The sequence below is a fragment of the Celerinatantimonas diazotrophica genome (assembly GCF_004339545.1).
GTDB classification, from domain to species: Bacteria; Pseudomonadota; Gammaproteobacteria; order Enterobacterales; family Celerinatantimonadaceae; genus Celerinatantimonas; species Celerinatantimonas diazotrophica.
In genome coordinates this window covers 13784-25651 of record NZ_SMGD01000013.1, presented here as the reverse complement: position 1 = coordinate 25651, position 11868 = coordinate 13784, and the positions used below count along the sequence as shown (strand labels likewise).

The following is an 11868-nucleotide window of genomic DNA, read 5'->3' as shown; positions in this document are numbered from 1 at the left end:
ATAAAATAAAAGCCACTTTTATGAAGTGGCTTTTATTTGGTGACTACTTTTCATGATGCGGGCAATTGTCATCAAGGCAATTCCCGTACAAGTAAAGGCTATGATTGGTCAACTGGATATGATGTTCATCAGCAATCATTTTTTGCCGTTGCTCAATCAGCTCATCGCGAAACTCAATGACTTTTCCACAATCAAGACAAACCAAATGGTCATGATGATGTTGACTGTTTAGCTCAAATACAGATTTCCCACCTTCGAAATGATGGCGAGTGACAATGCCGGCATCATCAAATTGGTTGAGAACTCGGTAAACTGTCGCTAGGCCAATTTCTTCGCCTTGATCGATCAGTTTTTTATATAAATCTTCGGCACTAATATGCGCTGAATCTGGTTGTTGCATCAGATCAAGAATTTTGATCCGCGGCAATGTCACTTTTAATCCAGCTTTTTTTAGTGCTTGGTTGTTATCTGGCATATGAAACTATTCGCGTGATTAAATGAAACGATTAAGTACTGCACTAAGCATTATAATACCGACTTGCATGCAATAGCGAAGGCTTTTCCTAACCAAGCCTACAGAGTTTACTAAATTTACCACGAATTGATGTTAATACCTATCAATTTTACATTATTTATCGGTAAAACTAATTTAAGAGTGTTCTATAGCACGAATTTCACTTAATAATCATACCTATTGCACGATTAACCCGAAAATTCTTGTGTATATAGGGCCATAATTTTTTTGACGTAGCGTTGAGTCTCTGGATACGGCGGAATGCCCTTGTAACGGCGGACCGCATTTTCTCCTGCATTATAGGCTGCTAATGCCAAACGAGGGGAGCGAAATTCAGAGAGCAGCATTTTTAAATAGCGACTACCTGCATCAATATTGGCTGCTGGATCAAATGGATTTTTTACATGAAAGCGTTTGGCGGTGGCAGGCATTAATTGCATTAATCCCATCGCTCCTGCTCGAGATACGGCATTATGGCGCCAATTGGACTCAACTTTGATGACGGCTTTTAATAACTTTTGTGGCAGTTGATAGCGCTTTGCTGCTGAATGAACAAGTTGCGTTAACCGATGACGATGAGATATTACTTTTATCTTTTTGTCCGAGAGCCGAGTTTGCGTAGCTAACGGTGGGCGATGCATTAAGGCGGTGGCGACATTTTGTGCCGTATCGACTGTTTTGATGCGAAATCGCTCAGGCATACCATTGCTTGTTCCTGTGCGCATTAACAATCGCCATTTTGCTGAGCGCTGTGTCTGACTGAAATGCATTTGGCCCTGAGCATCTTGCCAGTACCAAACTTCGGCAAATGCAGTGGAGGTAAAACACATGGTGAGTAAAAAAATGAGAATAAGCCGCATAAAACATTATCTTTTAAGTATCTTCACAGATATAAGTAGCGGCAGAAAGTGAGAAATATTTAACGAAAGCTGCCTCGGGAGAGGTCAGCTTTGGATGCGAGTGAAGTGAAAAACTAATCCGCTAATTCAGCAAGGCACATTTCATCATAAATTTGTTTGCACCATTGTTTGACACGTTGCTCTGTTAACTCGGGTTGACGATCTTCATCAATCCCCAATCCGATAAAGTGATTATCGTCAACCAGCGCTTTCGATGCTTCAAATTCGTAGCCTTGTGTTGACCACTGACCGACAATTGTTGCCCCGCGAGCCTCGATGATATCGCGGACTGTACCCATGGCATCAAGGAAATACTCTGCATAATCTTCTTGATCGCCACAACCAAAAATAGCCACGATTTTGTCTGTAAAATCAATTTTTTCTAGTTCTGGATAAAAATCATCCCAATCACACTGTGATTCACCGTAATACCATGTTGGGATCCCGATGAGTATCAGCGAATATTGTTCAATATCTTCTTTTGTCGATTTGGCAATATCATATATATCGACCATATTTTTGCCCAGTTCAATCTGAATCATCTGAGCAACGGCTTCGGTATTACCGGTATCGCTACCGAAGAATAATCCAACGCTTGCCATAACTTATACCTGTATCTATCGTTGTGATTCTGTCATTAAGACGGCGACATGCTCAATGAGCACTTGTTCAATGAGTTCACTGCGGCTGAGTCCTTGCTCTGAGGCTAAGGTATTCAGGGCACTCAACAAATCATTACCAACTTTCAGCTCTATTCGCTTTAGCCCTTTCTGGCGATCCCGACGCAGCTGATTGCGTTTATTAACCCTGAGTTGTTCTTTTCTCGAGAGCGGATTTGTTTTAGGCCTGCCAGCACGCTTTTCATTTGCAAACAGATCGATTGTTGTCCGATCCGTGTTTTGTTTTGCCATAAACCTACATACTAGCATTTTATCAAATCTGACCAGCCTGTCAGATTTCTGCGGCTACAACTTCTATCTCATTATATGCTTTTTTAAGACACATGGGATATGCCATAGCCCTCGCGTGATTTTAGATGCGGACTATAGCACAAAGCTTCTGGCGGTGTTAATTTTCTGAGGAGAAAAAATCTTTTACCAGACGATTAAATATGCTCGGTTTTTGGGCATGTAGCCAATGACCTGCTTGCATGATGACTTTGAAGCGGGCATTGGGAAACTGAGTGGTTATCGTTTGCTGATCGCTTTCTTTTATATAGTCAGAGTTCTGACCTTTTATAAATAAAGTCGGTTTTTGGTAGGATTGCCCAGTAAAAGGCCAGTCAATCATCTGTGGGTAAGTTTGTTCAAGGTTATCGACATCAAAGAGCCAGTGCCATTGATTATGGTCTTTTTTTAATGACTTTAATAAAAACTGGCGAATCGATGAATCGGAAATATATTTCGCAAGGACCTCGTCGGCATCTCGGCGATTTTGAATTTGTTCTAGGTTAACGCTTTGAAGGCCCTTGAATTCAGCATTATGTCCATGTTGGTAGGCAATGGGGGCCATATCAGCAACAATGAGTTTATCCACGCGTTGCGGATACAAAAGTGCAGTTGCCATCGCCAATTTACCGCCCATGGAATGTCCTAGCAAATAACAGCTCTCAATATTAAAAGCATCGAGTGTTGCAATGAGTGCATCGGCCTGTTGGTGATATTGCATTGATTTAGCGCGAGGAGATTGGCCATGATTGAGAGCATCGACTAGGTAAACTTGGAAATTTTCACTAAGCTCTTTACCGAGTGCTTTAAAATTGTCGCCACTGCCGAATAGGCCATGAACGAGTAGCACGCTCTGAGGGGATTTTTCACTTCCTTGATAGCTTAGTTGCTGAACATTGAGTGGTTGCATAATTTACATCATTGATAAGTATTGCGATCTATTGTCGGTTATTGAACCTTTAGGCTCAATCCTAAGGTGATATCGTCAAATATAAATCAAGATCATAGGTATTTTTCAATTGTCGGGCAACAAGTTGTCGAGATCTTTCAGTCACTCTGTATAATATTTGCAATGAATTCAGAGCAGAATGGTTTATTTTTACTTAGATGAAGTCTATTGAAATTGATGAAGAACTCTATCACTACATCGCTAGCCAAACTCAGCATATTGGCGAGAGTGCATCGCAAATTTTGCGGCGATTGTTAGACGTTGACCATAATGAATCCTCAAGCCAACTGCCCGAGGAGAGTGCTCAGGATTGCCTTGAAAAGCTCCATGCGTTCATCGCTAGTGAGTCATATAAGGGGCTTGGCAGTTCGGTAAAACGATTTATAGCGCTGCTGAGTCATCTTTATCAGAGCGATCCACAAACGTTTACTCATGCCAGTGAAATTAAAGGAAGCAAACGTGTTTATTTTGCAACCAGTGAACAACAGTTGCTTGCTACGGGGAAAACGACTAATCCAAAAGCAATTCCGCAATCGCCGTTTTGGGTGATCACGAATACCAACACGGGTCGCAAGCGGCTAATTTTGTCGCAACTAATGGATTCAATGGGCTATGGGAAAGATGATATAGAGTCTGTTGTTAGTACTATTTAACATTTGTATAAGAGCAGTTATCTTATTAACGGGGAATATCAATTATGGCAATTCACCCAAGAGCAGGACAGCCCGCCAAGGCGGAGGATTTAACCAATATCCCACAGCTGATGAGTGATTATTATCTCATATCGCCAGATCCTAACAATGTGGCCCAACAAGTGAGCTTTGGAACCAGCGGCCATCGAGGATCTGCCAGTGATGGTGCGTTTAATCAAGACCACATTTTAGCGATCAGTCAGGCGATTGCTGAATATCGTAAAGAACAAGGTTATCAAGGGCCTCTATTTTTAGGTAAAGATACTCATGCTCTGTCCGAAAGCGCGTTTCGCACTGCTATTGAAGTATTTGCAGCCAATGGGTTAAGCGTGTTTTATCAGCAGGAATTTGGCTTTACACCCACACCTGTGATTTCGCATGCTATTTTGACTTACAATGCCAGCCATAGTGATCAAGCCGACGGTGTTGTGATAACCCCTTCTCATAATCCCCCGCGTGATGGTGGTTTTAAATATAATCCACCCAATGGCGGCCCTGCAGATACCGGTGTGACTAAAATCATCCAGGACCGAGCCAATGCACTATTAGCCGATGGCTTAAAAGGGGTGAAACATTTAGCTTACCCACAAGCGATTCAGCGTAACTCAATTCAGGCGTATGACTACATTACACCTTATGTTGATGATTTAAAAAATGTTATTGATGTAAACGCGATTCGAGATGCCCAAGTTAAAATTGGTGTCGATACCTTGGGTGGCTCAGGTGTTGCTTATTGGCCTGTGATTGCTAAAACCTATGGTTTGAATATTGAAGTGGTTAATGACCGCGTTGATCCGACTTTTTCTTTTATGTCGCTTGATAAAGACGGCAAAATTCGTATGGATTGCTCATCACCATATGCTATGGCAAGGTTAATTCAGTACAAAGATCACTTTGATATTGCAGTGGGGAATGACCCCGATTATGACCGCCATGGCATTGTCACGAAGTCTGCTGGATTGATGAATCCAAACCACTATTTGGCTGTTGCGATTGAATATTTGTTCTCCCATCGATCAAACTGGCCAACAGATGCTGCCGTTGGTAAAACACTTGTATCAAGTTCGATGATTGATAAGGTTGCTGAAAAGCTTCATCGCAAATTGTGTGAAGTTCCAGTGGGATTTAAATGGTTTGTTGATGGTCTTTATAGCGGTGAGTTGGGTTTTGGTGGCGAAGAAAGCGCTGGTGCATCCTTCTTACGCTTTGATGGTAGTGTTTGGAGTACTGACAAAGACGGTATCATTTTAGCATTATTGGCAGCTGAGATTATAGCGGTTACTGGCCACGATCCGGCTTGGCATTATCAGCAATTAGTTAAATCTTATGGTGCTCCAATCTATCAGCGTTTTGAAGCCAGCGCGAATGCCGAGCAAAAAGCGGTGCTTAAGTCGCTTGACCCTTCTTTGGTCGAAGCCAAAGAACTTGCTGGTGAGCCCATTATTGCTAAGCTGACCAGCGCCCCTGGAAATGACGCAGAAATTGGTGGGTTAAAAGTCGTGACCGAACATGGTTGGTTTGCCGCACGGCCATCAGGGACGGAAGATATTTATAAAATCTATATGGAAAGCTTTAAAGATAAAGCTCATCTAGAGCTGATTGAGAAAGAAGCTCAGCAAATTGTTTCAGCCGCATTTGCTAAAGCTGGTCTTTAGTGTCTCCAACGGGCCAGCTGTAGCTGGTCCGATTTCATATTCAAGCCCACGAAAAACAGCATAAACAGCTCTTTATTGATGCTTTTGCTTATTTTATAAACTGTGACATTTGCCACACATTGCGCTATACCTTGTTAAGTATGTGTAACATTATATTGGTTCTTTGTCTGAGAGTCTTATGATGTTGTAAGAGCGGATTGAATTTAACGGGGAGATGTGATCATTTCAACCTGTAGATTGTTGTTCGATTCGATTATCAAGTCTGGTTTAAAATAGGATCGTAAGTTTATGATTAATGTTCCCGCAGCTGCTGAAGACTTCCCGTTTTATCTTGATAAAGATGCATTTAAAGATTCGGTTCTGAATCATCTCCACAGTACTTTAGGCACCATTGAAGAGAAAGCAAACCCCCAAGCTTGGTGGAAAGCGACCTGTGCCGCAATCAATGAACGAGTGTTTGTCGGATTATCTGAAACCCATAAAGCACATTCCAACATTGATACCCGAGCGGTTCATTATTTGTCACTTGAGTTTTTGATGGGGCGTTTAACTCGTAATAATTTATACAACCTTGGCATTTTTGAGCCTGCTCGTGATGCGCTTGCCGAACTTGGATTAGATATCGAAGAGCTTTGTAATGAAGAGCCGGATATGGCGTTGGGTAATGGTGGATTAGGGCGATTGGCGGCGTGTTTTATTGACTCGCTGGCAACGCTTGGATATCCAGCCATTGGTTATGGGATTCACTATGAACATGGTTTGTTTCGCCAAGAATTTCGTGATGGCCAACAAATAGAACGGCCTGATAGTTGGCGTGATTATGGCAACCCTTGGGAAATTTGCCGACCTGAATCCATCCAGAAAGTTCCGCTGTTTGGCTATGTTGAAACAGTGTTTGGCAATGACGGACAGCTACGTAAAATATGGCATCCAGGCGAGATGGTTCGTGGTGTGCCGTGGGATATCCCCGTGGTTGGTTATGGTGGGCATACAGTTAATATTTTACGGTTGTGGGAAAGTCGTGCCGATGACTATTTTGATTGGGACGTCTTTAATGCAGGGGGGTATGTCGATGCTCAGGCCGAAAAATCTCGTGCCGAAGCCATATCCAAAGTTCTTTATCCTAATGATGAAACCCCTGCAGGTAAACAACTGCGGTTGACTCAACAGTACTTTTTCTGTTGTTGTTCACTGAAAGATATTGTGAGACGTTATAAACGCCGTCATGACGACTTTAGTCAGTTTGCTGAGCAAGTGGTGATGCAGTTAAATGATACTCACCCAACTATTGCGATTGTTGAATTGATGCGCTTGTTGATTGATGATGAAGGGTTAGATTGGGATAACGCTTGGGGCATTTGTGAGAAAGTATTCGCTTATACAAATCATACATTGCTTCCAGAGGCCCTGGAAAAATGGGAAGTTGGTTTATTTGAGAATGTTTTGCCTCGCCATCTAGAAATTATCTATGAGATTAATCACCGCTTTCTCGATGATGTGGTTGCAAAAAAATGGCCGGGCAATGATGAGATTAAACGCGAACTGTCGATTATCGAAGAAGGCTCTGTGCGAATGGTTCGCATGGCCTATTTGTGTGTGGTTTGTTGTTTTAAAGTCAATGGCGTGGCGCAGATGCATAGTGAACTTGTTAAAAAGGATCTGTTCCCTAAATTTTATGAGCTTTGGCCTGAGCGTTTTACCAACGTGACCAATGGCATTACGCCGCGACGTTGGCTTAAAGCCTGTAATCCTGAGCTTGCCCAGCTCTATGATGATTGTGTTGGCATACATTGGCCAACTAATTTAGAGATGCTAAAAAAAGTTGCTGAGTATGCGGATGAGAAAGATTTTCAGCAAAAATTTATGGCGATCAAGCATAAAAATAAACAAAAACTGGCGACGCTCATTCATGATTTAATGGGAATTGAAGTTAACCCTGAAGCAATTTTTGATATTCAGATTAAGCGGTTACATGAATATAAACGCCAACATCTGAATTTATTACATATTCTGACTTTATATCGTCGAATTCTGCAAGATCCTAATTTAGATATTCAGCCTCGGGTCTTTATTTTTGGTGCCAAAGCGGCGCCCGGTTACCGACTCGCAAAAGATATTATTTTTGCCATTAATAAAGTGGGAGAGAAAATAAATCAAGATAAGCGGGTGGCCGGTAAGCTGAAAGTTGTGTTTATGCCCAACTATCGAGTGACTTTAGCTGAAAAAATGATTCCTGCAGGCGACCTGTCTGAGCAGATTTCTACGGCAGGCAAAGAAGCGTCGGGCACGGGGAATATGAAATTTGCCTTAAACGGCGCATTAACCATTGGGACCATGGATGGTGCAAATGTCGAAATTCGTGAAGAAGTCGGTGATGAAAATATTTTCATTTTTGGTTTAACGGCCGAAGAGGTCGATCTTAAACTAAAAAATGGCTATAACAGTCGGGATTATTACTATAACAATCCTGAACTTAAAGCCGTTTTAGATTGGTTGGATAGTGATTATTTTACTCCGAATGCTCCTGGACAACTTTCTTCAATTAAGCACAGTTTGCTTGATGGCGGAGATCCATTCTTATGTTTGGCAGATTATCAAAGTTATATTGATGCCCAGCAAAAAGTGGATGAAACCTATCGCGATAAGGCTAAATGGGCCAAGATGGCGATTATGAATGCTGCTTGTGTCGGCAAATTTAATTCTGATCGCTCAATCGATGACTATGTTAAAGAGATCTGGAAACTCAAGCAGTATCCTGCGGTGCAGTAAGCAAACATAAAATAACAGCTCGTTTTTCGGGCTGTTGTTAGGGACTTTTGACCTTTATTGATTATGTTTTCAGCAACATGAGGCTGGTTTAGGCTAGGCAAACGTTTTGCCGTGTGGCCATTGGCTACAAAGAACGCTTAACGCTGGATAAATTAGCCTCAGATGCTGCCCTTCTGGTTTATTTACACAAATTCTGAATCCTTGTTAGATCCTTTTGCTTAACTCATTAAGCGACACAGGCTGCGCCGCCTTCAAAACGCATTACGCATTTAACTTGAACGAAATTCCACCACGATAGGTTTATAGTTCCTAATACAAATCAACGATTTTGGATTAATCGCAAGGATAAGGGCATAATAAAGATAGCTTTCTAAGGAGTTTGTTATGTTGCCCTTTACTTCTGATTATCTCAGTTACCTTTTAACGCATCCCAGTGACTCGGAGTATGCCCAAGCTGAACTTCCTGGTGGTGAGAAAATTGAATTGATTGGTGCTGGTGCTCTGGTCATTACCCCTAAACATTTTACTAATCACTGTAAAGCGATTGTTCTTTCGGCGGGAATTCATGGTAATGAAACAGCGCCCATTGAGTGGCTGAATCAGCTGTTAGATGATTTGTTAAAGGGAACACTGCGCACTCATCATCCACTACTTTTGTTATTTGGTCATCCTAATGCGATGATTGCGGCCAAGCGAGAACTTGAATTTAATCTTAACCGACTCTTTTGTGGTGCTTGGCATCAGGGAAATAGCTTGGAACATCAGCGTGCGGCACAGTTAGCTGGATGGATGTCTGATTTCTATGAGCGCTTTGCACTCGAGCGGCTGCACTATGATCTACATACGGCGATTCGGGGTTCTGTGCACGAAAAATTTGCAGTTGCGCCATATATACCACAGCGCCCCCATAATTTATCGCAACTTGCATTTTTGCAGCACTGTGATGTTAACTGTGTTCTGTTTTATCATCAGAGTACTCAGACGTTCAGTTACCATAGTGCATCCGTTCACGATGCTCAGTCGTTTACGGTTGAGCTAGGGCAGGTGAAACCTTTCGGTCACAATGACTTGTCTAGACTCCGTGCGCTCGATAGTGCTATCCGTCGGTTAGTTACCCATGTTCGGGTCGATTGGGGAACGGTTCGTTATCAACAATGCCATTGGTATCAGGTGACTGAAGAGATTATTCGCCAAGATGAAAACTTAGAGTTTAACTTTGCTGACGACTTAGCGAACTTCACGCTGTTTGAAGAGGGTGAGCTTTTAGCAACACAAGGCGGTGGGCTGATTCGAGTTAAGGATGGGCCTAAAGCAGTCGTGTTTCCTAATGCTAAAGTTGCGATTGGTCAGCGGGCTGCGATTTTAGTGAAAGCAATGAGTCGCTCTCAGTGCCAGCATTTAGTTAACTCATAGGATAACGAATTTGCAACCGCTTAATATCAGGCGTCTAGGCGGCGCTGCTTTTATTTTGTTGGTCGCTTTTGTCGTCCATTTGCAAATTGGGCAGATGGCTCTTAGTTGGTCGGCGTTATTGAATTCATCGTCATTGACGCATCAAGTCTTTTTTGAATTACGTTTGCCCCGCGCGCTAGCTGCAATATTAGTCGGAGCATCGCTGGGCGCCTCCGGGAGTATTTTACAGACCGTATTGCATAATCCACTGGCAGAGCCGGGGTTATTAGGGATCTCCTCAGGTGCTAGTTTAGCCGCGGTACTTGCTATGGTATTAAGCGCTTTATTGGGTTGGGCGCTACCTATTTGGATGATTACTTTAGCTGCCTTTATCGGAGCACTTGTGATTGCCTTATTACTCTTTTCGATGGCTAAGCGTTACCAGTTTGGTAGTGCCACGCTGCTATTATTTGGGGTGGTCATTGGTATTATTGCTGGCGCGGGGATTACTTGGTGTTTGTATTTTTCTCCCGAGCAGAATCTCAGGCAGCTATTATATTGGTTAATGGGATCATTAAGTTTTGCCCATGGTCAGGTTTACCATCTGAGCCCACTATTTTTATCAGTTTTTGTTTTGCTTATATATGACAGTCGCTATCTGAACTGGTTGCTACTGGGGGACCGCTATGCTTTCTCGCTTGGCGTTGACATTCATAAGGTACGTCCACGGCTGATCCTATGGGTTTCGTTATTGAGCGCCATTAGCGTTGCGTGTGCTGGAACGATCAGTTTTATTGGTTTATTAGTGCCTCATGTGATTCGGCGTATTTATGGCGATGAGCAGCGCCAATTATTATGGTTAAGTGCGATACTGGGGGCGGCAGTTGTATTGATTGCTGATGCGTTAGCGTTGACGATTATTCCCGGACAGGAATTGCCTATTGGCGTGATTACCGCCACGATTGGTGGGCCGATTTTGTTCTTTTTGTTGTTGAGACATCCCTATGATTGAGATAACGGATCTTGAGGTTAGAAATTATCTTGTTATCGAACAGCTGCAAATTGGCAGAGGGCAAATGGTTGCCTTGTGTGGTGCTAATGGCGCCGGTAAATCAACTCTCTTAGAGACGCTCGCTGGATATATTGCCCCGAGTCGCGGTGCGATTCAATTTCTTGGCCAACCTATAGCCAGTTATGGTGTGGCTGAGCTATCACAATATCGAAGTTGGTTGGCTCAACAATCTCAACAACGCGTTTATCTGTGTGTGAATGAACAGTTGCAATTGGCTGCACAATCATTGTTCGGACATAGTCGGCCGCTTGCCTATCAGGTGATTGATGAAATCATTGAGCAGTTATCTTTGTCGGCGTTACTCAAACGGCGCTTAGTTGAACTCTCTGGTGGAGAGTTGCAGCGAGTCAGTTTAGCCAGTATTTTCATTGGCAGTGATTTGAGGCTCAAACCGGAGCACTGCCTATTATTGCTTGACGAGCCTTTAAGTGCTCTAGATCCGCAATTTCAACATGCCGTGATTCATCTTTTACAAGATCGATGTAAGCAAGGGCAAAGTATTCTTTTGTCTCTGCACGATTTAAATTTAGCTACTTTTTATGCCATGGATGTATTGTTACTTCATCAAGGGAGGCATAAAATAATGGGGCCTGCTCAGCAGGTTTTAACTGCACCGCGGCTTGCTGAGTTATTCGGCGTTTCGATGGCTCAAATTAATATCAATGGTCACACCCAATTGATATTAGCGTGAGTTTCCGTCTTGTTGGTCCATCTAAAAGTTGCACGGGAGGCAACTGATGATTTGGAAGAATCAGTCGGACAATGATGAAGCGTTCTTTTATTTAGAACACAACAGAGATGAACGTAAGCGTGCTGCTAAACGTCGTCATCGGCTTACCCATAGCCGACGCCGGCTGCGCCGCTAATTTGCCCTTTTTGTTTTTGCCCCTGTCTTTGCAAGACAGGGGCTTTTTTCATGGTATACTGATTTTATTAAATTATCGTTAGCTGATGATTTCTAAACCTTATTACATCGCTA

At 42.8% G+C, this 11868-nt stretch carries 12 protein-coding genes; 7 read left to right on the top strand and 5 right to left on the bottom strand.

The features are described 5' to 3' along the window. Nucleotides 1-43 precede the first annotated feature (43 nt). The 5 genes from fur to EV690_RS09235 form a co-directional block, all read right to left on the bottom strand. Nucleotides 44-475, bottom strand: coding sequence for a ferric iron uptake transcriptional regulator (gene fur / locus EV690_RS09255; RefSeq protein WP_131912733.1), 432 nt, complete (start codon nucleotides 473-475; stop codon nucleotides 44-46). A gap of 227 nt (nucleotides 476-702) precedes the next feature. Then, nucleotides 703-1374 (bottom strand): lytic transglycosylase domain-containing protein, encoded by a 672-nt coding sequence (locus tag EV690_RS09250; protein WP_224055017.1) that lies wholly within the window; start codon nucleotides 1372-1374, stop codon nucleotides 703-705. Nucleotides 1375-1487: 113 nt separating this feature from the next. Continuing rightward, nucleotides 1488-2015, bottom strand: a complete 528-nt coding sequence (fldA, locus tag EV690_RS09245) for a flavodoxin FldA (RefSeq protein WP_131912732.1) — start codon at nucleotides 2013-2015, stop codon at nucleotides 1488-1490. Between the two features lie 15 nt (nucleotides 2016-2030). Further along, nucleotides 2031-2324, bottom strand: coding sequence for a LexA regulated protein (ybfE, locus tag EV690_RS09240; RefSeq protein WP_131912731.1), 294 nt, complete (start codon nucleotides 2322-2324; stop codon nucleotides 2031-2033). Nucleotides 2325-2481: 157 nt separating this feature from the next. Beyond that, complete coding sequence (locus EV690_RS09235; RefSeq protein ID WP_131912730.1) at nucleotides 2482-3270, bottom strand: alpha/beta fold hydrolase; 789 nt, start codon at nucleotides 3268-3270, stop codon at nucleotides 2482-2484. A 197-nt stretch (nucleotides 3271-3467) separates the two neighbouring features. Here EV690_RS09235 and seqA point away from each other — a divergent pair, with 197 nt between their 5' ends. The 7 genes from seqA to EV690_RS18555 all read left to right on the top strand — a co-directional run bounded on the left by seqA (nucleotide 3468) and on the right by EV690_RS18555 (nucleotide 11755). Beyond that, nucleotides 3468-3962, top strand: coding sequence for a replication initiation negative regulator SeqA (gene seqA / locus EV690_RS09230; protein WP_131912729.1), 495 nt, complete (start codon nucleotides 3468-3470; stop codon nucleotides 3960-3962). A gap of 44 nt (nucleotides 3963-4006) precedes the next feature. Further along, the gene (pgm, locus tag EV690_RS09225) at nucleotides 4007-5656 is read left to right on the top strand and encodes a phosphoglucomutase (alpha-D-glucose-1,6-bisphosphate-dependent) (RefSeq protein WP_131912728.1); all 1650 of its coding nucleotides are present in this window, start codon (nucleotides 4007-4009) and stop codon (nucleotides 5654-5656) included. Nucleotides 5657-5944: 288 nt separating this feature from the next. After that, nucleotides 5945-8425, top strand: a complete 2481-nt coding sequence (locus EV690_RS09220; protein WP_131912727.1) for a glycogen/starch/alpha-glucan phosphorylase — start codon at nucleotides 5945-5947, stop codon at nucleotides 8423-8425. A 384-nt stretch (nucleotides 8426-8809) separates the two neighbouring features. After that, entirely contained in the window at nucleotides 8810-9838 is a 1029-nt protein-coding gene (astE, locus tag EV690_RS09215; RefSeq protein ID WP_131912726.1) for a succinylglutamate desuccinylase, read from the top strand. 10 nt (nucleotides 9839-9848) lie between these two features. Then, nucleotides 9849-10829: an iron chelate uptake ABC transporter family permease subunit gene (locus tag EV690_RS09210; protein WP_131912725.1), complete on the top strand. Its 981-nt coding sequence runs from the start codon at nucleotides 9849-9851 to the stop codon at nucleotides 10827-10829. Continuing rightward, nucleotides 10822-11580, top strand: coding sequence for an ABC transporter ATP-binding protein (locus EV690_RS09205; protein WP_131912724.1), 759 nt, complete (start codon nucleotides 10822-10824; stop codon nucleotides 11578-11580). The genes EV690_RS09210 and EV690_RS09205 overlap by 8 nt, the downstream gene beginning before the upstream one ends. 46 nt (nucleotides 11581-11626) lie before the next feature. Then, a complete protein-coding gene (locus EV690_RS18555) occupies nucleotides 11627-11755 on the top strand; it encodes a hypothetical protein (protein WP_263433855.1) in 129 nt (42 codons plus the stop codon). Nucleotides 11756-11868 lie beyond the last annotated feature (113 nt).